The sequence below is a fragment of the Chryseobacterium sp. VD8 genome, assembly GCF_037149975.1.
Classification (GTDB): Bacteria; Bacteroidota; Bacteroidia; order Flavobacteriales; family Weeksellaceae; genus Chryseobacterium; species Chryseobacterium indicum.
Window position 1 is genome coordinate 1 of record NZ_JBBCQL010000049.1, and the last position, 24,101, is coordinate 24,101.

At 34.4% G+C, this 24,101-nt stretch carries 18 protein-coding genes and 1 pseudogene; 11 read left to right on the forward strand and 8 right to left on the reverse strand.

The features are described 5' to 3' along the window. Nucleotides 1-626 (reverse strand): TonB-dependent receptor plug domain-containing protein (locus WFK35_RS07855; RefSeq protein WP_336732160.1); only part of this gene is annotated, 626 nt, incomplete at its 3' end. An 851-nt stretch (nt 627-1,477) separates the two neighbouring features. On the opposite strand from WFK35_RS07855, the gene kduI reads away from it, so the two are divergent. From kduI to WFK35_RS07895, 8 genes and pseudogenes are all read left to right on the forward strand, one after another. Then, nucleotides 1,478-2,314: a 5-dehydro-4-deoxy-D-glucuronate isomerase gene (gene kduI / locus WFK35_RS07860; protein ID WP_336732161.1), complete on the forward strand. Its 837-nt coding sequence runs from the start codon at nt 1,478-1,480 to the stop codon at nt 2,312-2,314. A 10-nt stretch (nt 2,315-2,324) separates the two neighbouring features. Further along, nucleotides 2,325-3,107, forward strand: coding sequence for a gluconate 5-dehydrogenase (locus WFK35_RS07865; protein WP_336732162.1), 783 nt, complete (start codon nt 2,325-2,327; stop codon nt 3,105-3,107). A gap of 16 nt (nt 3,108-3,123) precedes the next feature. Continuing rightward, nucleotides 3,124-4,521, forward strand: coding sequence for a glucuronate isomerase (gene uxaC / locus WFK35_RS07870; protein ID WP_442892019.1), 1,398 nt, complete (start codon nt 3,124-3,126; stop codon nt 4,519-4,521). Nucleotides 4,522-5,132: 611 nt separating this feature from the next. Further along, a complete protein-coding gene (locus WFK35_RS07875) occupies nt 5,133-6,140 on the forward strand; it encodes a sugar kinase (RefSeq protein ID WP_336732164.1) in 1,008 nt (335 codons plus the stop codon). Nucleotides 6,141-6,351: 211 nt separating this feature from the next. Continuing rightward, the gene (locus WFK35_RS07880; protein ID WP_336732165.1) at nt 6,352-7,011 is read left to right on the forward strand and encodes a bifunctional 4-hydroxy-2-oxoglutarate aldolase/2-dehydro-3-deoxy-phosphogluconate aldolase; all 660 of its coding nucleotides are present in this window, start codon (nt 6,352-6,354) and stop codon (nt 7,009-7,011) included. Between the two features lie 180 nt (nt 7,012-7,191). Then, nucleotides 7,192-8,726, forward strand: a pseudogene (locus WFK35_RS07885) (MFS transporter). A gap of 1,142 nt (nt 8,727-9,868) precedes the next feature. Then, nucleotides 9,869-11,332, forward strand: a complete 1,464-nt coding sequence (locus WFK35_RS07890) for a tagaturonate reductase (RefSeq protein ID WP_336732166.1) — start codon at nt 9,869-9,871, stop codon at nt 11,330-11,332. Between the two features lie 6 nt (nt 11,333-11,338). Continuing rightward, complete coding sequence (locus WFK35_RS07895) at nt 11,339-12,955, forward strand: UxaA family hydrolase (protein WP_336732167.1); 1,617 nt, start codon at nt 11,339-11,341, stop codon at nt 12,953-12,955. Nucleotides 12,956-13,159: 204 nt separating this feature from the next. Here WFK35_RS07895 and WFK35_RS07900 read toward each other — a convergent pair whose 3' ends face one another. Both WFK35_RS07900 and WFK35_RS07905 read right to left on the reverse strand, forming a co-directional pair. Next, nucleotides 13,160-13,945, reverse strand: coding sequence for a hypothetical protein (locus WFK35_RS07900; RefSeq protein WP_336732168.1), 786 nt, complete (start codon nt 13,943-13,945; stop codon nt 13,160-13,162). 176 nt (nt 13,946-14,121) lie between these two features. Next, nucleotides 14,122-14,763 (reverse strand): hypothetical protein, encoded by a 642-nt coding sequence (locus tag WFK35_RS07905; RefSeq protein WP_336732169.1) that lies wholly within the window; start codon nt 14,761-14,763, stop codon nt 14,122-14,124. 355 nt (nt 14,764-15,118) lie between these two features. On the opposite strand from WFK35_RS07905, the gene WFK35_RS07910 reads away from it, so the two are divergent. Next, entirely contained in the window at nt 15,119-15,352 is a 234-nt protein-coding gene (locus WFK35_RS07910) for a hypothetical protein (protein ID WP_076392864.1), read from the forward strand. Nucleotides 15,353-15,571: 219 nt separating this feature from the next. Continuing rightward, entirely contained in the window at nt 15,572-16,633 is a 1,062-nt protein-coding gene (locus WFK35_RS07915; protein WP_336732170.1) for a hypothetical protein, read from the forward strand. Between the two features lie 395 nt (nt 16,634-17,028). Here the strand turns inward: WFK35_RS07915 and WFK35_RS07920 are convergent, their stop codons facing one another. From WFK35_RS07920 to WFK35_RS07930, 3 genes are all read right to left on the reverse strand, one after another. Further along, nucleotides 17,029-19,020 (reverse strand): leucine-rich repeat domain-containing protein, encoded by a 1,992-nt coding sequence (locus WFK35_RS07920; protein WP_336732171.1) that lies wholly within the window; start codon nt 19,018-19,020, stop codon nt 17,029-17,031. A 1,073-nt stretch (nt 19,021-20,093) separates the two neighbouring features. Next, entirely contained in the window at nt 20,094-20,411 is a 318-nt protein-coding gene (locus tag WFK35_RS07925; RefSeq protein ID WP_336732172.1) for a nuclear transport factor 2 family protein, read from the reverse strand. A 20-nt stretch (nt 20,412-20,431) separates the two neighbouring features. Then, complete coding sequence (locus WFK35_RS07930; protein ID WP_336732173.1) at nt 20,432-21,223, reverse strand: SDR family oxidoreductase; 792 nt, start codon at nt 21,221-21,223, stop codon at nt 20,432-20,434. 128 nt (nt 21,224-21,351) lie between these two features. Between WFK35_RS07930 and WFK35_RS07935 the strand changes: the two genes are divergently transcribed. Further along, a complete protein-coding gene (locus tag WFK35_RS07935; protein WP_214588602.1) occupies nt 21,352-21,720 on the forward strand; it encodes a winged helix-turn-helix transcriptional regulator in 369 nt (122 codons plus the stop codon). Between the two features lie 235 nt (nt 21,721-21,955). Here WFK35_RS07935 and WFK35_RS07940 read toward each other — a convergent pair whose 3' ends face one another. Both WFK35_RS07940 and WFK35_RS07945 read right to left on the reverse strand, forming a co-directional pair. After that, on the reverse strand, nt 21,956-22,489 hold the full coding sequence (locus WFK35_RS07940; protein ID WP_235132722.1) for a hypothetical protein: 534 nt from the start codon (nt 22,487-22,489) through the stop codon (nt 21,956-21,958). Nucleotides 22,490-22,707: 218 nt separating this feature from the next. After that, nucleotides 22,708-23,736 (reverse strand): LacI family DNA-binding transcriptional regulator, encoded by a 1,029-nt coding sequence (locus WFK35_RS07945; RefSeq protein ID WP_214588603.1) that lies wholly within the window; start codon nt 23,734-23,736, stop codon nt 22,708-22,710. Nucleotides 23,737-24,101 lie beyond the last annotated feature (365 nt).

Below are 24,101 nucleotides of genomic sequence, written 5' to 3' on the forward strand. Positions count from 1 at the left end.
ACACCGCCTTTATTATACACTTCATACTGATACAGGACGTACTGATAAGGATCCAGAACATCAATTGTATTCTGAATTTTTCTGACCCCTAAAAATCCGTTGTAATTAATTGATGTTTTTGCTCTCTTACGCCCTCCTTTTGTGGTAATAAGGACAACACCATTGGCTCCTCTTGCTCCGTAAATACTCGTAGAAGATGCATCTTTTAGCACTTCAATCGATTGAATTTCCTTAGGCGAAAGAATAGAAAGTGCATTATCCATCTGTACACCATCCAGAATATATAAAGGAGCATTGCTCCCTGTAATGGAGTTTCCTCCTCTTACTACAATATCTACATCGGCTCCCGGCGAACCTTCACTCAGGGAAACCTGTACTCCAGCCATTCTTCCCTGTATTGCTTCTGCAGCATTGGTAGAAGGCATATCTTTTATCGCTTCTGCTTTTACAGAAGAAACAGCGTTGGTAACGTCTTTTTTAGAAACTTTGGTATATCCTACCAAAACCACCTCGTCGATCTTGGTTTCTTTTTCCTTCTTTGTTTCTTTTTCTTGAGCCATTGCAAGGACAGGAAGTAGAAAGACAGTTAAATATAACCACTTTACTGATTGTACTTTTTTATCCATTTTGTATCCTTATAGTTTTAATTTTGGTTGAAAGTTTTTTTTCAATCTTTGTTTTCATTGGTGGATTTGGAAGTATTCTACTGTTTTTAGTGGTAAATATTTTAGAAACCTTACACTTTCCTTTGTGCAATCGATTGCGTAATTTTTCAATTAAAATATTCTCGCTCCTAAACTAATATTATTTTTGAATATGCAAAGAAAAAAATATTATTTTTTCATTAATTTGAATTTTAATTATATAATTATTAATTAATTTTAAATGATTAAATAATTGTAAATCAATATTTTATATTTTAAATATTCAACTGCTTTTTTCTTCTCTTTTTTCAGTGAGGATCATAAAATAAATTAAAAAAAGTTTAAAATTTATAGGTTTTTATGGCCTGCAATTTCCCCAAATTTAACAGCAAGAACGAAAATTTAACATACTTTCCTGATTTTTATCATCTTTTTCAACGGAGTTTCATCATGCATTTTTTAAGTGATAATTTTTAACCTTATTATATGTATAGAATAATGTTGTTTTTTGATTATTTTTATTAAATTGATATTCTTCTTAGTTAAACGATTTTTTATACAGCATCATCTTTTTTCCAAATATCAATGCATCATTTTGGTTAAATAGAACAGGAATTTTTCATTGTTTTTTTATAATAAAATTGTAGAATTTAATTTTTAATTAATTGATTATTATTTATTTATAAATTTTTATTAAATTTTTGTTAACCATATAAATAATAATTATATATTTATCCCGAAAGTATTTCTACAAGTTTTCAGTGTAATTTATGCAATCGATTACATAATGTTTAACCGGTTTTGTTGAAACCGCAAAATGAATTTAAAAGAAGATGACAAAATCTGAGTTTCGGTACGCCCATCATCCCGAAGATGTAAAAAAATATACAACTGAGGATTTAAGAAGGGAATTTCTGATGAATAACTTATTCAATGAAGATCAGATCAATGTAGTGTATTCTATGTACGACAGAATGATTGTCGGAGGCGCAATGCCGGTAAAAAGCCCATTAACGCTGGAACCGACAGACGATTTGAAAGCTGAACATTTCTTAGACAGAAGAGAGCTGGGAATCATTAATGTAGGAGCTGCCGGAAAAGTAACTGTTGATGGTGACGTTTTCGAACTGGCAAACAAAGAAGCTTTATACATCGGAAAAGGAGCAAAAGATGTGGTTTTTGAAAACGGAAACGAAGGACAGACCTTGTTCTACTTCAATTCTGCACCCGCTCATCATTCTTATCCTACAAAGAAAATTACAAAGAACGAAGCAGAAATTGTAGAATTGGGCGAAACAAAATACGCAAACAAAAGAACAATCAATAAACTGATTGTGAACAGCGTACTGGAAACCTGCCAATTACAGATGGGAATGACGGAACTGCACGAAGGAAGTGTCTGGAATACGATGCCTTCTCATACGCATACCCGAAGAATGGAAGCTTATTTCTATTTCGATCTGGAAGAAGGTCAGGCGGTAAGTCATTTTCTGGGGCAGCCTCATGAAACGCGTCATATTTTTATGAAAAACAACGAAGCTGTTCTGTCTCCGGAATGGTCTATCCACTCAGGAGTCGGAACATCCAATTACACTTTTATTTGGGGTATGGCGGGAGAAAATATGGATTATGGCGATATGGATGCTGTAAAAACTAACGAACTAAAGTAATATTTTCCACATGAAATTATTCGATTTATCCGGTAAAGTTGCCGTTGTTACAGGCGGAACTCATGGATTGGGAATGGCAATGGCAGAAGGTCTTGCAGAAGCAGGTGCTGAACTGGCAATCACAAGTACAACACCGAAAAAATTAGAGGAAGCACTGGAATATTATCACTCCAAAGGATACAAAGCAACCGGATATATTTTCGATGTAACCGACGAAAGGGAAGCCGCTCAGAAAGTAGCTTTAATGGAAGCTGCTCATGGAAAAATAGACATCCTTGTCAACAATGCAGGAATCATCAAACGCATTCCGGCAATTGATATGGAAGTGGAAGACTTTAGAAAAGTAATCGATGTAGACCTTACCGGGCCTTTCATCATGTCCAAATTAGTGGGAAAATACATGATTAAAAGAAAGTTCGGAAAAATTATCAACATTTGTTCAATGATGAGTGAGCTGGGACGCGATAACGTCGTTGCGTATGCTTCGGCAAAAGGCGGACTTAAAATGCTCACCAAAAATTTAGCAACAGAATGGGCGAAACATAATATTCAGGTAAACGGAATCGGTCCCGGATATTTTGCAACGTCGCAGACAGAACCCATAAGAGTGGACGGAAATCCGTTCAACGAATTTATCATCAGCAGAACTCCGGAAGGAAGATGGGGCAACCCGGAAGACCTTGCTGGAACAGCTATTTTCTTAGCTTCAGATGCAAGTAAGTTCATCAACGGACAGATTATTTACGTTGATGGCGGAATTTTAGCAACCATCGGAAAACCTGCTAATGAATAACACTAGAACTTTAAGAATGAACTCTTTTATTACAGATACTTTTTTATTACAAAATAAATACGCTGAAGAATTATACTTCAACTACGCAGAAAAACAGCCGATCATTGATTATCATAATCATTTGACTCCTAAAGATATTGCAGAAAACACGGTTTTTGACAATATTTCTAAAGTCTGGATTGCAGGAGATCATTACAAGTGGAGAGCGATGCGTACAATGGGCGTGAACGAAAAATTCATTACCGGAGATTCTTCAGACAAAGAAAAATTTGAAGCCTGGGCTAAAACAGTTCCGTATACTTTGAGAAATCCTTTGTATCACTGGACGCATTTAGAACTGAAAAGATATTTCGGAATTGATGAATTGCTGAATGAAAACAACGCTTCAGAAATTTACGATAACATTAACGCTCAGCTTCAGACTCCTGAAAAATCCACAAGAGGTTTGCTGGAAATGATGAATGTGGAATCTCTGTGTACAACAGAAGATCCAACCGATATTTTGAATTACCACCAGGATTTGGCAAAAAGCGACTGGAAAATAAAAGTAAGCACCGCTTTCCGTCCTGATAAAGCGATTTTAATTGAAAATCACAACTTCGCAGATTATATTGCCAAATTAGGAGAATCTGCAGGAATCGAGATCAATTCTTACCAGACTTTGTGCGACGCATTATTAAAAAGAATTGAATATTTCCACGAAAACGGATGCAGATTATGTGACCACGGACTGAACAATATTTCTTTTGAAGAAGCTACAGAAGCGGAAGTAAGTTCCATTTTTAATGATAAACTTTCAGGAAAAGTAATTGCTGAAAAGCAGGTGAATCAGTTTAAAACAGCCATTTTACTGTTCTTAGGAGAAGCGTATCACAAATTTGGCTGGGTTCAGCAGTTCCATTTAGGAGCTTTGAGAAACAATAACGAAAGAATGCACAGAATTCTCGGTCCCGATACAGGATGGGATTCTATCGGTGACTTCGTGCAGGCAGAAACTTTGTCTAAATTATTAAACGCTTTAGACGGGAAAGATAAATTAACGAAGACTATTTTATACAATTTAAATCCTGCCGACAACGAAATTTTCGCAACGATGATCGGAAATTTCAACGATGGAAGCATTAAAGGAAAAGTACAGTTCGGCTCAGGATGGTGGTTTTTAGACCAGAAAGACGGAATGATCAAACAGATGAATGCGCTTTCAAACATGGGATTGATAAGCTGTTTTGTAGGGATGTTAACCGATTCAAGAAGTTTCCTTTCTTTCCCGAGACACGAATATTTCAGAAGAGTGCTTTGTAATCTTTTTGGGGAAGAAATAAAAAACGGCGAATTGCCACAGGATATGGAACACGTTGGGAAAATTATTTCCGATATCTGTTACCATAATGCTAAAAATTATTTTGATTTTTAAATTTAAATGAGATTAAATCTCTCGCAGATTGAGCAAATTTTGCAGATTTAAAATGATCTGCATTATTAGCTAAATCTGCGGGAAATTCAAAAATATTTTAAACCATTAAGGAGAATTAAGAAGTTAAGTTTTGATTAGGGTAAAATTAAAGATTTTAATTCAGCAAAAGCACTTAAAGCGAAGCTCACTTAATTTTTCAAAACTCCTTAATAACATCTTAATGGTTGAAATTAAAAACTTGCAGATTAAGCGGATTTTTATAACATAATTATCTGCCAGATTTGTAAAATCGGCGAGAAATAAAAAATATTTTGAACCATTAAGGACAATTAAGGATTTAAGACTTTTTAAGCTAAAATCTTAGATTTTATTAAGCATATTGCTTAAAGCGATGCTAAAACTTAACTATTCTCAACTCCTTAATAAATCTTAATGATTTAAATAAACAATAATTACATATCCGCATTTTTTCTAAACTTGAAAAATCTTTGTGAGTTTGGCTGAGTAGAACGCCTTTGCGAACTTAAATATACATCGAGTTTTAAAAAGAAAATCTTAGCGCACTTTACGTTAAAATAACAGCAGATATTAAACAGAGTATTTATTAAAATATGGCTAGCAAAATACTTACTTTCGGTGAAATCATCATGCGGCTTTCCCCTCCCGGAAACAGAACCATGAAGCAGAGCCATGAAATGGAATTTTTCTTCGGCGGAACAGAACTTAATGTCGCTTCTTCATTAGCAACGATGGGATGCGAAGTAAAACATGTAAGTGCAGTTTCGGATGATTTCGTGGGAGAATCAGCTTTATCTTTTGTTAAAAGTTTCGGAATTGACACCAATTTTATTTCTAAAAATGAATATCCTTTAGGTTTGTATTTCTTAGAAGTGGGTTCTTCAGTTCGGGCGAGCAGAATTGCTTATAACCGTTTAAATGGTTCATTTGCCAACATAGAAGCAGAGAAAATCGACTGGAAAAACGCTTTGAAAGACTGCGATTATTTTCACTGGACAGGAATCAGCCCCGGAATTTCAAAATCAGCTTATTTAAGTTTGAAAGAAGGTTTGCAAACCGCTCGCGAATTGGGAATTGAAGTAACAACCGATCCAGCTTACCGTTCCAATCTTTGGAAATATGGAAAAAACGGAAACGAAGTGTTGAAAGAACTGGTTTCTCTATCAACCATCTTCATTGGTGGCGTGAATGAAATCAACGAAATCTTAGGAACTCAGTTTTCATCCGATAAAGAAGGTTTTTTACAAGCCTGTGAAGAATTAAAAAGACAATGTCCGTCCATTCATAAAATTTTCGACAAAATAAGAATCGGGGTTACGGCAAGTTCTCAGCAGACACAGGGAAGAGCCTTAATCAACGGAAATTATTTTGAAACCCAATTTTTAGAAATAGACAATGTAGTCGACAGAATCGGAACAGGAGATGCTTTCGCAGCGGGTTTAATTTATGGCTTAAAAAATTTCGACGATGAAAAGGCTTTGAATTTTGCGAACGCAGCCTGTGCTATCAAACACACGATCTTAGGAGACATCAACTATTGCAGCGCAGAAGACATTCTGGAAGTAATGGCAGGAAATTCCGGAGGAAGAATTAAGAGATAATAGTTATTAGTTGCTGGTTTATGGTTTTTAGCGGTTCTTTTTAGAATTAAATCAAAAAACTTTGTGATCTTATTTAAGTGAAACGCCTTTGCGAACTTAAAAAACAGCTAGTAGTCAAAAAAAAATCTTCGCGGACTTTGCGTTAAAAATATACAGAATATTAAAGAATATTTAATTCCATCAAAGATTATTTTGAAAAAAATAAAACAAAATGACAAAAATTCAAACCGTTACCAACGCCATCGTTAATCAGGGGATTTTGCCTTTGTATTATAATGATGATGAAACGGTAACCATAGATATACTGAAATCGCTTTACAAAGCAGGAATTCGGGCAGTAGAATATACAAGCCGCGGAGAATCTGCATTAAGCAATTTTAAAAAAATGATAGAAATCCGCAACGCGGAGATGCCGGAAATGCTTCTGGGAATCGGAACGATTAAAAACCTACAACAAGCGGAAGAATATCACAAAGTGGGAGCAGATTTCTTTATTAGTCCGGGTTTTGTAGCGGAAGTTGCCGCATTTTTAATTCCAAAAGACGTATTGTACAGTCCAGGTTGTATGACGCCGACTGAAATTATCGCCGCAGAAGCCGCAGGAGTAGCATTTATTAAATTATTTCCCGGAAATGCTTTGGGAGCAGGATTTATGAGTTCCATCAAAGATGTTTTCCCGAATCTGAAATTCATGCCGACAGGTGGAGTAGATATCACGAAAGAAAGTATTGAAAGTTGGTTCAAAGCCGGAGTTTCTGCGGTAGGAATGGGAAGTAAACTTATTAGCAAAAATTTGATGGCTTCTAAAGATTACGCAACCATTGAAAATGAAACGAAAAAAGTATTGGAAATCATCCAGACTTTAAAATAATAATAAAAAATAACGCAATACATAGCTACGCCGAGTGAATAGTTTATGCTGAGCTTGTCGAAGTACCTTTGCGAACTTAAAAATATACATGAAGTTTAAAAAGAAAATCTTTGCGCTCTCTGCGTTCAAAAAACACATCATTAAAAATTAAAACAAAAAATAACTAAATTCTAAACAAGTATGAGTTCAGTTAAATCTATTAAACCAAGTGCATTCAGATGGACGATATGCTCGCTGCTGTTTATTGCGACGACCATTAATTATCTGGATCGGCAGGTTTTATCATTAACATGGAAAGATTTCATTGCTCCGGAATTTCACTGGAACAATAACGATTACGGAATATCACTGCGCTGTTTTCCATTTTCTATGCCGTAGGAATGCTTTTCGCAGGGAAATTTGTCGACTGGATGGATACCAAAAAAGGTTTTCTTTGGGCAATAGGAGTTTGGTCAGTCGGTGCTGTTTTACATGCTTTTTGCGGAATTGCCACTTCAGGAATTCTCACCGGAAACTGGTTAGCAGGTTTTCAGGGATCTAAAGAATTGATTTCTACAGTTTCCAATACTTCTGCCATTATCAGTACAAGTGTAACTTTGTTCATTTTTGCACGTTTCGTTTTGGCGATTGGTGAAGCGGGAAATTTTCCGGCAGCTATTAAAACGACAGCAGAATATTTTCCTAAAAAAGACAGAGCTTTTTCTACAAGTATCTGGAATGCAGGAGCAACGGTGGGAGCTTTGGCTGCACCAGTTACAATTCCTTTCATTGCCAAATCGATGGGTTGGGAATGGGCGTTCATCATCATTGGAGCTTTAGGATTTGTATGGATGGGACTTTGGGTATTTTACTACAAAAAACCGCATCAGCATCATAAAGTGAATGAACATGAGCTTACGTATATTAATCAGGATCAGGAAGATGCTGTTGTTGAAGAAAATACGGTAACAACAGAAGAACGAAAATTCACATTCAAAGAATGTTTCAGTTATAGACAGACCTGGGCATTTGCTTTTGGAAAATTCATGACGGATGGTGTTTGGTGGTTCTTTTTATTCTGGACTCCGGCGTATTTAAGTTCCGTTTACAAAATGGATTCTACGCAAAGTGCTTTTCCGTTATTTGTATTGTATATGATCACTTTATTCTCCATCATTGGAGGATGGCTTCCAAAATATTTTGTTGAAAAGAAAGGAATGAATGCCTATTCAGGAAGAATGAAAGCCATGTTGATTTTCGCATTTTTTCCGCTTTTGGCACTTTTGGCACAGCCATTAGGTTCGGTAACATACTGGATTCCTGTTTTGATTATCGGAATTGCCGGAGCTGCACATCAGGCTTGGTCGGCAAACATTTTCTCGACGGTCGGCGATATGTTCCCTAAAAAAGCCATTGCTACCATTACCGGAATTGGCGGAATGGCAGGCGGAATCGGTTCTTTTTTAATTAATAAATCTTCCGGAGTTTTATTCGATCACGCTCACAAAGTATGGACAACCGTAGACGGAATTCCTTTGCTTGAAAAATATCCTCAATACATCAACGAAAGATTACCGGATGGATTTTTTGAACAATTGGAAAAATCCGGTGCAATCGTTAAGGACGGAATTGATAAAGGCTACATGATTATTTTTTCAATCTGTGCCGTAGCGTACCTTATTGCATGGACAGTAATGAGAATACTGGTTCCGAAATATAAAGTCATTAGCAAATAGAACTAAACCTATAAGGTTTCAAAAACCTTATAGGTTTGGCAAAAGTACCCTTAAGTCCAAATAAAAACTCTTAGTGATCTTATTTAAGTGAAACGGCTTTGTGAACTTAAAAACAGTCAGTAGTCAAAAAAACTTTGCGGACTTTGCGTTCAAAACCAAAAATCACCGCAAATAATTAAACCATTAAGAATAGATAAGAAGTTAAGAAGAATTAAGAATTTGCAAGCAAATTAAAGGCAAGCTTAAGAAATTTATTTCTCTTAACTAATCTTAACCCCTTAATCAATCTTAATGGTTAAAATATATAGAAAGTAAATAAACTCTTAGTGATCTTATTGAAGTGAAACGGCTTTGTGAACTTAAAAACAGTTATTATTCAAAAAAACTTTGCGGACTTTGCGTTCAAAACCAAAAATCACCGCAAATAATTAAACCATTAAGAATAGATAAGAAGTTAAGTAGAATTAAGAATTTGCAAGCAAATTAAATTCAATCTTACGAAATTTATTTCTCTTAGCTAATCTTAACCCCTTAATCAATCTTAATGGTTAAAATATATAGAAAGTAAATAAAAACTTAGTGATCTTATTGAAGTGAAACGCCTTTGCAAACTTAAAAACAGTCAGTAGTCAAAAAAACTTTGCGGTCTTTGCGTTCAAAATCAAAAATCATTGCAAATAATTAAACCATTAAGAACATTTAAGTAATTAAGAAAATTAAGAATTTAAACAAAAATAGTAGAGATTTAAAAGGTCAAAACAGTTTAGAAAGTCTTACTAAGATCGCCTTTGCTGAGTGAAACGCCTTTGCGAACTTAAAAATATACATGAGATATTAAAAAAATCTTTGCGGTCTTTGCGTTCAATACCAAAAATCACCGCAAAAAATTAAACCATTAAGAATAGATAAGAAGTTAAGAAGAATTAAGAATTAACAAGCAAATTAAATTCAGGCTTACGAAATTTATTTCCCTTAACTTTTCTTAACCCCTTAATCAATCTTAATGGTTAAAAGTAAAACTTTAAGTCCTTCGCTGAGTGAAACGCCTTTGCGATCTTAAAAAACAGTTAGTATTCAAAAAAAACTTTGCGTCCTTTGCGTTTAAAACAAACCAAAGCCACCGCAAAACAATATTATAGAAGATGGAAAATCAGATAAAACAAAAATTAAATCGTGAATTAAACAATACTCAGGAAAAACTTCCCATTAAAATCGTTCAGTTTGGTGGCGGAAATTTCATGCGTGGATTCATAGATTATGTAATTGATAAATTAAATAAAGAAACCGACTGGAAAGGGGGGATTGTCAACTTACAGGCAACGCCAAACGGCTCTATTCAGAAAATGGAAGAGCAGGATAATTTATATACTCTTTTCACGAGAGGAATTAAAAAAGGAGAAATTATTGATGAAAAGCACGTCATTTCTGCGATTCAGAAATCAATTAATCCATATTCTGATTACCAGGATTTTTTAGCTTTAGCGAAAGAAGAAGAGCTGGAATTTGTATTTTCAAATACCACGGAAACAGGAATTGCTTACGACGAAATGGAAACGTCTTACGATGGTCCACACAAAAATTTCCCTGCAAAAGTAGCGGTTTTACTTTACGAAAGATTTAAATATTTCAATGGAGCGGCAGATAAAGGATTGAGAATTATTCCCTGCGAATTAATCGAAGACAATGCATTTGTTTTAAGAGATATTATCATCAAATATGCTCAACTCTGGAATTTAGAAGATGCATTTGCGGAGTGGATTCATCAAAACAATTATTTCCATAATACTTTGGTAGACAGAATTGTTCCGGGCTATCCGAAAGACGATGCAGAATCTTATGAAGATCAGCTGGATTATGAAGACCAGATGATGGTAGTTTCAGAAACATTCCTTCTTTTTGTCATTCAGGAAGCAGGAAATTTAAATGATAGAATTCCTTTCAATAAAATCAACGAGCAGATTTTGGTGGTGGATGATATTCAGCCATACCGTTTAAGAAAAGTAAGAATTCTGAATGGCGGTCATACTTTAATGTTGGCTCCGGCAATTTTGTCAGGAAAAGAAACGGTTAAAGAATCTGTGGATGACCAATTTATCGGAAAGTTCCTGAAGGATGCCATTTCTAATGAAGTGAATCCGACATTAGGCTTAGATGAAACTGAACTGAAAGAATTCGCGGAAGAAGTTTTCGACCGTTTCAGAAATCCTTTCATAAAACATCATTTGGCAAGTATTGCTTTATATTTTGTATCTAAATTTAAAGTAAGAGTATTGCCAAGTTTACTTACCTATGTTGAAAACAACGGAAAATTGCCGGTGAACCTTACCTTTTCATTGGCAGGTCTCATCCGATTCTATCAGGGAAGTTTCGGCGAAAAAGCGCTTCCTTTAAATGATGAAGCAGGAATTATTGCTAAATTTAAAGAAATCTGGGCAAACGAAGAGTATGAAAAAGTTGCTGAATTAGCGCTTTCTGAAACTTCTTTCTGGGATAGAGACCTTACTCAGATTGAAGGTCTGAAAACAGCAGTGGCAAAAGCATTGTATGAAATCGATCATAATGACATGGAAACTGCCTATAACAATTTTGTAGAATTCAATTCTTAAAAAATCATGCAAAAGAAAATCCTGAAAGTAAATCCCAAAGACAACGTTATTGTAGCGCTGCTGGATTTATCTGCCGGAGAATCGGTACATCTTGACGGTGCAGAATACACGTTGACAAAAGATATTAAGGCTAAACATAAATTTGCTGCCATAGATTTTAAAGAAGGAGATCAGATCATTATGTATGGTGTCATTGTCGGAAAAGCCAATCAGTTCATCGAAAAAGGAGAAGTCATTACGACTGAAAACGTAAAACACCAAAGCGCAAAAGTAGAAGGCAAAACTGAAACTTTAGGCTGGATTCCCCCGAATGTAGATCGATGGAAAGACCGTACTTTCATGGGTTACCACCGTGAAGACGGACAGGTGGGAACGGAAAACATCTGGCTGTTTTTTCCTTTGGTATTCTGTGAAAACAAAAATATCGAAACGCTGAAAGATATTTTTGAAAAAGAGCTGTTACACGAAAAAGCGAGTAAACATCAGCTTTTATTAAGGTCATTATTAAATGGTGGCGAAACCTCCGATACAGCAGTGGAAGAGAAAGAAGACACCAGAGTATTTAAAAATATCGATGTAAGATTCATCACCCATCAAGGCGGTTGTGGCGGAATTCGTCAGGACGCGGAAGCATTGGGAAGGCTGTTTGCAGGATATGTAAACAATCCGAATGTTGCTGGTGCAACGGTTCTCAGCTTAGGCTGTCAGAATCTTCAGGTGCAGATTTTTATGGATGCGCTTCACGCTTTGGCTCCCGATAATAAGAAACCGATTGTTGTTTACGAACAGCAAAAATCCGGAACGATTGATGAAATGCTGACCGGCGTGATCAAAGATTCTTATGAAGGAATTAAACAGGCTAATAATATTGAAAGAAAACCTGCCTCCATCACAAATCTGAATATCGGTTTGGAATGTGGCGGTTCCGACGGTTTCTCCGGAATTTCTGCAAACCCTGTTTTGGGAGAAGTTTCAGATATTATGGCAGCAGTTGGCGGAACAACGATGCTTGCCGAATTCCCTGAATTGTGCGGAGTAGAGCAGGAGCTTGTCAACCGTTGCATCAATGATGAAGACGGTGTGAAATTCCTTAAGTTGATGAAAGATTTTGAAAAATCTGTTGTGGCGGCAGGTTCAGGTTTTGATATGAATCCGTCTCCCGGAAATATTAAAGACGGTTTGATTACCGATGCCATGAAATCCGCAGGAGCAGCTAAAAAGGGTGGTTCTGCTCCGATTGTTGAGGTTCTGGATTTTACAGAATACGCGACAAAACCAGGACTGAATTTGCTTTGTACCCCCGGAAATGATGCCGAATGTACGACTGCTTTAGTCGGTTCCGGAGCAACAGTTGTTCTTTTCACGACAGGTCTCGGAACACCAATGGGAAATCCGATTGCTCCGGTAATTAAAATTTCTTCAAATACCATTTTAGCTGAAAAAATGTCTGATATTATCGATTTCAATGCAGGAACGGTCATCAGCGGAGATAAAACCATTTCGGAAGCAGCAGACGAACTGCTTGAATACATCATTAAAGTGGCAAGCGGTGAAGTGAAAACCAAAGCCGATCTACTGAATCAGAATGATTTCATTCCATGGAGACGAGGGGTCTCTTTGTAATGATTTACTTATATTAAATATTAGGGTTGAAAATGCTTCCTGCTTTGTGTGGGGAGCATTTTCTTTTTGGACTGCTTAATTTTTTAAACACTAATTACACGGATGTATCTTCTTTTTTTAGATAGTGTAGATTTCAAAATCCGCGAAATTGAAAACTAAACTTTGTACTTAATCTTCAGAATTTGCAAACTTGTGTTTTCTGCACTATGAATTTTTGATAAACTCTAGAAATTTTTTTGCAAATTCTGTTATTGACATCATTCCAAATGGCTTGTAGTCAAATTTTCCAAAACCAGAATCTATTAATAAACCTAATGAATAAAGTTTTTGCTTTGAATACAAAAATTCCGCATCATTAATACCATAGAATTCTGCTGTTCTGTAAATATTTACACTTTTATTCTGTTCGCTAATTGCTCTAATTGCGTTTTTAGTAGCATTATATTTTATGACTGCATTATCCCAATTATTGGCAAATCCTTTTTCTCTTAATTCATATTCATTTTGAACATTTTTTTCTAACTCAGGTAGTAATTTTTCATATGAATTCTTTGTATCATATCTTTCATCAAATTTATTATCAAATAATTGATGATTTTTTAATATAGACATATCAATTTCACTCAAATTACTTATCAAATCAAGATATATTTCAGAATTTTCATAATCTAAATTTTCATTAAGGCTGTTTGTTAAAATATCTCTGAAATGCCTTAGCTTTTGTTCGGATTTTGTTTCTGCAACACGCTTTAATATTGCTTCGAATAAATCACTAAAGTCTTCGCTTTGTATTTTTTCAATATTTATTTCAGAGTTATTACCAAAATAATCAGATAATAATTCTGTAAATTTATTTAATCTATTTTGCTTGATTCTACCACGATATTCAAAAAGAGCTTCTGACAATAATTGTCCCACATAAGGAATGTTTGATAAGCCAATTTTTAATAATGATATTCCCACTTCGTTTTTATCTATATGATTATTCATAATATTGCAAATAATATTTGTTTTACATAATCTCTGGATTACAATTTACTACATAATGTTTATTTTTCGATAGCGCGGATTTGCAATCCATGCTTTTTTTATAGCAAGTCACGGATTACAAATCCGCGACATCTGGTTCTGGATTATCCGCAACATCAAGTATTAATCTTTTAGAACTATATTATAGTTTTTATAAAAGCTTCTATATTTTCAAACTTTTTAAAGCCGTTAAATTTTTTAACATCTTCTTTATTGACTCTTTTTCCTAAAATACTTTTAGGCTTTAAAGTGCTAAAATCAATATAAAAGCCATTATAAGAATCTGCTGTTTTATTGAAATTATAATAATCAAATGATCTTTCTAAAATATTTTTGTCACCCGTTGAATTTACAAATGCCGTTAATTCATGATTTATAAAATGTGAATGCGAAGAATTAAACGTGGATATTTTATTACCTACTTTATCAAAAGCTTCTCCACATAATTCATATTTTGAATTTTCAAAAGTTATAGTAAGAAATACAACATGCACAATATTTCTATCATCATCGTAGGTTATATCATACCAAAACCCTTCTATAAAGTTTGTGCGATCTATCCATTTTCTAAGACAGGAAAGGCGTTCAACAGCTGTAACTACAACTCTGTTTAGCCATGCAACAAGCGTAGTGAGCATTAAGATTGTGATACATGCCTGAATTCTCGGATTTTTAGTGACAAATTCCATTAAGAAATTTGAAAGATATAAAAGCGCTACTGATATAAAAGAACCAATAAACGTCTCATATGATAATTTGAATTTTTCTAGCTTTGTCATGATTATGTTATTAGTTTGGTTATTTCAAAGTTACATTATTGAAATATTATTTATATACTTTTTCAAGCTTATTAACATTAATTTCATGTAAATCATAAAACAAAAATTTAAACCTATCCTGAATTTTAATTAATTCATCAAGTTTTTGTTTACTGAATTTCTCATAATCTACCATTTCCTTTTCCTACTTTCGATAGCGCGAATTTACAATCCGTGCTTCCTTTATATTTTCGATGGCTAATAAGGTCATGGATTACAAATCCGAGACATCTGGATCTGGTCTGGTTTTATAAAACACTTGTAAGTGATTTAAAAATTTTATACCTTAGTAATCAGCAAATTAAAAATATTCGTTATGAAAAATCTAAAAAAATTAAAAAGAAGTCAGCTCGTGCTTATCAGCGGCGGCGATGTTGCGTATGCAGTCTGCGACCTGGATGGAAACTGTCCACCCACTGTAGGATCTTATTACTGTAATGATGGTATATGCTACAGAGTAACCGGCGGCGGTGGAGGTGGCGGAGGATGGTGTAATGAGCCTATTCGTCTTTGCCAGGAATGGGAAACAGGTTGCGGATGTGTGTACTAGCAAATCTTTGGTAAAAGTAAAGCGGTTTTTTCAACCGCTTTTTTTTGTTTTATAGTTTTAATCAAAAGATGAGGTGTACATTTATCCCTGCAAGTTTAGAATACATATAACGTTTTGTAAACCATAATTTACTATTTATTAAACAACTTATCAAAAACCCATTTCTACATATATTTCTGAAAATTTTATTTACTTTTGCCCCCAATAAAATTAATTACCATGATAACACGAAAACTATTTGTATCATTATTAATAACTTTTGGTCTTAGTCTGAATGCACAGATGAAGTTGAATGAGAGTAAGTACAATAAATTTATTAAAGGAGAAAAATATTCTGAAGCATTAGCTTACCTAAAAGAAAAAGGCGGTGTAAACAATTCTAATTATTGGTTTACCAAAGATGCACAACAATTAGCTACATTCTGCTTTGATCCTAATTTTGATGATAATAAGTACGATATTATTATTAATTATGTAAATAATTGTTTCAAAGGTATGGATAATCAGGAAAGAGGTTCTTATGATGTTGCCAATTGCTATCTGATAAAAACAAATTATTATTTGTGGAAAAATGATTATCAGAATGCAGCATTAGCTTACAAAGAATCTTTGGAAAGACTGGATAAGTTTAAGAAGGAAAATGACATTAATCCTGAGTACATTAAAATGGTAAAGAGTGTTATCGACAGGTATTATTTCAATCAGATAGAAACTCATAAAATGGAACAGATTATACGAAATTTTGATGTGAGTTCTTTAAATTTTTCTGAAGAGCAGGCATTTAAGGCAAGGCAGGAAATTAAAAAAATACTAACTGAGTATGACAAGCCTCGTAAAGTCCATTTTATTGATTATGAGAATAATTCTACCATCAATAAAGGTTTATCTGATTATTATTTTACGATGGGAGATTTTTTTAATAATTATTTTAAAGTTGATTTTTTCTATAACATGCCTAAGAAAGTTAAAAATCAATACTTTCCTACGATCAATGTAAATTATCTTTTGGATGACGAAAAATTTAAAACCAAAGAAGAAGAAACACAACAGACAGAGCAGAGAAAGGCAGCACTAATTAAAAAATATGGAAAAACTTTTGGAGAGGCTGTTTTCAACAGTAAAATTATTATTGGCATGACAAAAGCTATGTTGGAAGAAGGATTTAATAAGCCAAGAAGCATAGATGTTTCTGAGTATAGCGAGTATTGGACGTGGTCTGATGTGATGATAAGCATTGATAAAAAGACGCAAAAAGTAACTCATATAACGGATTTGAGATAAACTAAGAAGACTGTTCCAAAAGGACAGTCTTTTTTGTAATTTATTTTGAGGTACAAGGTCTCAGAGACACTAAGCTACTCTTTAAGATTAATCTAGCTGTTAAAAAATATAAAATCAATTTTTAGGAAAAATTACTCACTAATCTATCTGACATATAACAAAGCTTTTCGTCTTTGGGGTTTTCTTTTCAAATTTGATATTAAGGGAATCTTCAAGTTTTTGGGTAATAGTTTTGGGATCACTCATATTTTTAAATTAGGTTAAAAGTAAACTCTTTTTTATTACTTATAATTTTTTTTCAGGCTGTGTTTTTAGTCAATAATTATTCGGAAAGGAGTAGAAGGTCTGTAGTACCAGATTGCCACTTCCGGTTTGTCGAGCTGTTTTTCGGCATCTTATTTTTTTATTTTGTTCCCGGCAAGATTGGCTTCACGAAGCTTTGGGAGCTTATTCAATACACTGATATCGTAGATTTTGTTATCATAGAGGTTCAGGCGTTCAAGATTTTTCAAGTTTTCTAAACCATCGATGTTTTCAATTTCGTTTTCTTCCAGATTTAATGTTTTTAAATGGGTAAGATTATCCAGTTTAGATATTTTGGAAATCCCGCAATAACTTAGATCCAGTTCCTCAAGTTTGGGAAGATTTTCTAAAGATACAATGCCATCAAAATCGCTTCCAAAGAGTGTAAGTATTTTTAATTTTTCCAGATTGCTGATGTTTATTTTCTGCTCTTCTGATGCCCTTAAATCAAGTTTTTTAAGATTGGGAAATTTATCATGTAAATTTATCTCACAATATTCTCCTCTGCTGTATAATTTAAGTACTTTTACATGCTCTAAACGAGGGAGTCTATCAATCGTATTTACCTCAATAAATAGTTTTTTTAGTGACGGCAACTCCGTTAAACTTTCCAGATCGCAATCATCATCTAAAATAAGCTTTTTCAAAGATTTTAAATGCCCGATTCCTTTAAAATAAAAATCTCCAACGGTACCCAAATGTAATTTTTCCACGTTTTTCAGATGTTGCAAATCCAGAATAATGGGTTCAGTAATTTCAGGTTCCTGTTCTTTAATATAAATATTCAGGTCCAGGTTTTTAAGAGATTCCATAGACAGTATTTTCTGTGCAAATTCTACAGATTCAGCTCTTATATCAAGCTCTTCTAATGTAGTAAAATTTGTTATCTGATCAATGTTCTGAATGATCTCAGTATTCCAAAGAATAATTTTCTTTAAACTTTCTTTTAAAGGCAGAAGCTTCTCAAGATCTATTAAATTTCGATCTTCAGGACGATCTACTGAAACTGTTATCTTTTCGAGTTTTGTAAAATATTTGAAAGCGTACTGATTTTTTATTTCGGAAGTATTAAAATAAATCCGCTTAATTTGTGGTGCCACAGATAAATAATCTTCCAGATCTACGGTGCATTTTTCAAAGGTGAGTTGATCTAACTTTGGCAAATGTTTCAGATAATCTGTATTGATCAGTTTGTATCCTTCTACTGTCAGATTTCGGAGATAAGGGGCTGCAGAAAGGAGCAGTTTTGCATCAAAATCAGGCTGTACCACATCCGGAGTCCAGTCATAAAATGATACAAATGACTGTATAATGCATTCTTTAAGTTTAAACTGTTGTGAATTATCATATTCAGAATAGGGATCATTGATTTTTAATTCAGGATCAAGATGAAGCCTTTTCAGATGTGGAAACTGACTGATGTTTTTTAAGCTGTCCAGTTCGCAGTCGTATAATTTTAAAACAGTTATTTGTTTCAACACAGGAAGATACGAATCGAAGTTTTTCAATTTCATATTTTCAAATGTCAGCCAATTGAGTTTTTTTATGGAATCCTGCTTATATTGAATGTCGTTTTCAGACGTAATAAACTGACTATTATTTATATTTAAGTAATATAAGGAAGGAAAAAGATTTAATTCGTAAACATTGCTGACGGTACATTCTGTAAATGTAATATCATGAAGATATTTGGAAATAGGTAAGAAAAATCCGGGATGCGGAACATCCATATCTTCCAGATATATACTTTCAAAATTCCCCTTAGTTGTATTAGCTTTAGATACGTCCGGATCAAAAGTTTCTTCCATTGAAATTGAACATTTTTTCAGAACAAGGGTTTCCAGTTTTTTCATGCGATGCATATCGTTGGCATTGGCAATAGAACATTCTGTTAATATCAGTGTATAAAGTGTTTCAAAAACAGGTTCGAGTGCGGAGAAATCTTCAAAGTGCAGGTTTGAAAGAGATAAATAAGTCAATCTGCCGGAAATATAGCAGAAATTTTCACTGTCTTTATCTTCTTTCGCTAATTTGATATGGAGAGCATTCTCTAATTTGCTTATAATAGTTTCGCGGTCGTTCATGGTTTTAATTAAAGGCTGATTTTTGGTATTATATAATGTATAAACCGAAAAATAATTTCGTCAAAAATAACCAAATATACAGTAACATTAGGGCGATAAATATATTATTTTGTAATAATTTTTCAGCATTTTTTCAGACAATTTTTGCCATAAAAACTTTTTTTCGTATATCTTTTTATTTTCAAAGATGTTTAAAGTAAAACGGTAGAAAACTCTATAGAGTTTTATCTGTGTAGAAAACATATTCGCAAGGCATTCTGCGTTCCGCAGGAACGCTATCTTTAGAAAATTTATCGTATTTAAGATATCAATCCTATGGATTGATTGACGGATTTATTCTTATTTCTACACAGATTCTTCTCCTAAAAGAGCAAACTCTTTTTACTTTAAATATCCTATTCATTAAAATACATTACATAATTGATTTACTGCTCTTTATTTCTTTCTTACAACAGAAGTTTTTTTAGAAAGCTCTATGCCGTTTTATGATACTTCTTTCAATTTTTAATCTAGTCCGCTATATTTTTATTCAAGTTCTCGGCATTTTTACTTTAGCACAGCATATTTTTAGTTCAGCGCAGTACATTTTTATCATTGCTCGCTACATTTTTGTTATTGTTCACTGTATTTTTATTCTGGTTCTCGGCATTTTTACTTTAGCGCAGTATATTTTTAGTTCAGCGCAGTACATTTTTATCATTGCTCCCTACATTTTTGTTGTTGCGCACTATATTTTTATTCATGCACTACATATTTTTAGTGTACTACAGTTGATTTAAATAGTAAACTTGTCTAAACTTTTTCACCGAAAAAGAGGCAAAAGATTGTAACACTTTAGGGGTTTAAGTTTACTGCTTAAATGGAAAAAAAAGAGCATATAAATTCAAAAGTCTTCAAAGAGAAAAAATCTTTGAAGACTTTTGAAATACTTTAAATAAATCCAATAAAGTCTTTTGTCTTTTTCGCGGTTACATTTAAAATGAGTTTAAACTTAATTAGAAAATCTTTCAGACCGCAAAAGCTGAAGCATACACTTCAGCCTGAACTTTGAAACTTTTTTCAGCTGCCAATAATCAGCCGGTGATGTTTAGAGACTGAATAAGTCCGTCCTCCAATTTCAAATGATAGGATAAAACAATCGGGCTGCCCGGAAAATTACCCGACACCTCAGCTTTCAGGATTTCTTCGGTCTCAGAATAGGCTACAGGAGCCATTATAGACTGGTATTTTTCATTGGCTTCTTTTATCCATTCCTGAATTTCTTTTTTTCCCGTATGTGTTTTTCCTTCGTCAAAAACTACTGCTGTTTCAGAGAAACACTCGGCATAAGCAAGGCTGTCGAAATTATTCTGTGCCTCTACAAGATCTGTTATTACTTTTGGTAAATTCATTGTATTATTTTTTTAGATGATTAAACTGTAGGTATCGTACCGCCATCGATTACAAATTCGGTTCCTGTTAAATAACGGGCTCTTGGTGATACCAGAAAGCCCACCAGTTCTGCCACTTCTTTCGGCTCGGCAGGTCTTCCGAAAGGAATGCCGCCCAACGCATCCATCACACTTTGCTGTGCTTCCTCTACGGTACTGTTTGAGTTTCTTGCAATTTCACCCAGCCATGCTTCCGATGCGGTCGTATTGATCCAGCCCGGAGAAACCGTCAGTACTCGAACACCTTTAGGAGTCACTTCGTTTGATAAACTTTTACTGTAGTTTCTCAATCCTGCTTTTGCAGCTGCGTAAGGCAAAGTAGAATCATAAAGCGGCAGTTTACCCTGAATGGATGCGATGTGGATAATAACGCCACTTTTTCTCTCGATCATTTGTGGTAGAAATCCTTTGTCCAGTCGTACAGGAGCAAAGAGATTGGCTTGAAAAGTAGACTCCCAATCTTCGTCGGATAATGCGGCAAAACCGCCTGCCGGTGTAGATGAACCGCCAAGGTTGTTAATAAGAATATCCAGCTTTCCGTAAGCTGAAAGCACTTCCGTGATTACTTTCTGTATCCCTTCCGGTTTGCTTAAATCTGAAGGAATGAAATGCAGATGGCTGTTTTCTTCCTCCGGTGCGTTTCTTGCGGTGATGATAACCGTTGCACCTGCCTGTAAAAGTCTTTCGGCAATAGCTTTTCCGGCTCCTTTTGTACCTCCTGTTACCAATGCAGTCCTGCCGGATAACTCGTTGTTGAAATTAAATTGTTCCATTTTTAAGAATGATTTATAGGACAAAATTGAGGGATAAAAACAGTTTGCACAAGTACGGAAAACCGATTCATATAGAGATAAATTTTTCCCCTATTGTATGTTTTGGTACATTCATCTAAATTTGTTATATGAGAGAAAGAAAAATTCCACTGAATCTTAATTGCGGTCTGGATCTGATCGGCGAAGTGCTTTACGGGAAATGGAAAATCCGTTTGCTGTGGTTCATTAACGAAGGTTATAAGCGCCCAAGCGAACTGCAGCGTAAAATTCCCGATGCTTCCAGAAGAGTTCTGAATATTCAGCTGAAAGAGCTGGAAGATCACGAGTTGGTTTCCAAAATGATCTATCCGGTTGTTCCTCCAAAGGTTGAATATTCGCTTACAGAATTCGGGAAGACTTTAATTCCGGTAATTGCAGCTTTGGGCAATTGGGCAGATACACACGAAGAACACCTGCGAAACGTTATAAAAAAGACGGAATTACTGATTGATGAATAGTCCCTTTATTTTTTACGAAAGAACGGGTAATCAGGATGAGAATACACATAGCGCTGTATCTCAATAGTACAGATTTGAAATTCCTAGCCCTTTTCTTGCAGATTTTTATATCGATAGCACATACGGTGATGTAAAGTCATTTATTATAAATCTATAATATCTATAAAAAAAGCCAATGCTTTTGCACTGGCATAATTATCTAAATTTTTTGCTTTTCTATGAGTCTTGTTTTTTATTAAAACTTCTCATCAGCCCCTTTGCGTGTTGAATTATATTCAACTAAAGTGGTAAATGCTTTTTTCAACCTTTCTACCAAAGCTTGATCCGGAGTAAAATTGAAAAATATATGATATTCATTATAATTAGGACCACTAATAGATATATTCTCGTATACACCACTCCAATCTCTTCTATCAGGACACGAAGTGCTTTGTAAAGCTTTTCCGGCAACATAAAAATCGTTAGAATACTCATTACTTATTCCAGTAACTTTATTTAAGTCAATTGAAGAAGTACACGTAGAATTTTCATTAAGTGCCGTTGTAAAAGTAAAAACACCATTATTATAAGAACTAAATTTATAACGCTCCAATAAATTTTCTTTCATTTTCCCGGCAATCCAATCCATTGTTTCCTGCTTTGTTGGCTTAGCGGTTTTATTTTCGGTTGTTGGTTTTGAGGTTTTTACCGCTGCCTTTTTTTGAGCATTTACATTCATACTTGCAAGTGTAATGATTAATACAACTGCCAGCTTTAAGTTTTTTTTCATAGTTATTTATTTAATGCTTATACTTGATGCTACTCCTGCATCAATTTAATCTAAATTTTCGTTAAAAATAAATCAAATAAACAGAAACGACAAGGCTTTCATTCAAGTTAAGACCAAAACAATTCCCTGCTAAGTGTTACAGATCGTATGAATTTCTGAAATAAATAATAAAAAACGCATATCTGAAATTGAGGTCGGATTATTTCAATGACTTAAATTTACTTCCTCTTGGAAGATTTCCTGATATGAAGCTGAGGAGCCAGTACCACTTTTTTCTCGATGGAAACACCAAAGCTGTTTTCCTTTACACTTTCGATAAAAACCTGTCCTGCCATTTTCCCCATCATGACCGGAGTCTGGTCTACAGAACTGATCGGAAGCTCCATAAACTGGGTGAAAGGCTCATTCGAAAAACCAATAACGGCAACTTCCTGAGGAATTTTGATGTTCCGTTTTTTTAGTTCCTGACAGGCTCCCAACGCAGCAAAATCACTGGACGAAAAAATGGCGTCGGGAACAGATTTTCTGTCCCATAGTTTTTTTATAGCATCAATTCCTGCATCCACAGAACTTTCCGTAATCACGATATTTTCTTCCTTCACCTTAAAATCATGATCCGTAAGAGCCTGCTTGTAGCCGTTCAGACGATTCTGGTAAATTTCAAGATTCAGGTCGCCGGCGAAATGGCAGATATTTTTATAGCCCTCTTTTATAAGATGTTCTGTCGCAAGATACCCTCCGCGATAATCGTCAATTGTTACAGTGCTGATTCCTGAAATGTCTTTTTTACGGTCGAAAAAGATAATCGGCGTATTGGAAGTATCCAGAATACTTTGGATATGTTCTGTATTTACCGTGGTTTTGGAAACCGAGATGAAAATTCCGTCCACCTGTGCATTCAGCAGCGTATTAAGCTGTCTTTTCTCGATGTTAACATCCTCATGACTTTGGCAGATGATGACATGATATCCGAAAGGGGAAAGTTCTTCCTCAATTCCGCGGATCACGGAAGAGAAAAAATTGGTATTTACGAAAGGTACGATGATTCCTACATTCTTCGTTTCACCACTTTTTAAGGCTTTGGCAAGATTGTTCTGCTTATAGTTCATTTCTTTGGCAGTTTTTCTTACCAGTTCCTTCGTTGCCTCACTTATTCTCGGATGATCGTTCAATGCTCTGGAAACCGTTGCCACACTTACATTTAGCTTCTTCGAAATATCGTATATCGTGGCATTTTTTTTATTCATAAAAACTTTTTTCAGGATAATCGTGTATTTCAAAACGAAATACCTTATTGAGGTAAATTTAATCAAATTATGCAGATTAGAAAGCAATTGTAATGATATTATAACGAAGAACTGTCATTTTAAAAAAGAGGTCTGCTTAAATGGCTGATTTTATTTGTATTAAAAGCAGTATGCTTAAGTTGAAAAGAGTAGATTTGCATAAAATAAAACGTATTTCCGCTATTGTTCGGTTTAGTTTTCTTAAGATTTTTTTGTAACAACAATAAGTATAAATAATTTCAGCTTTGTATTGTTAATTGAGATAGTTTTGTAATTTGTAAAAAATATTCTTATAACCATGAATTTGCAAAGGAAAATATCATATA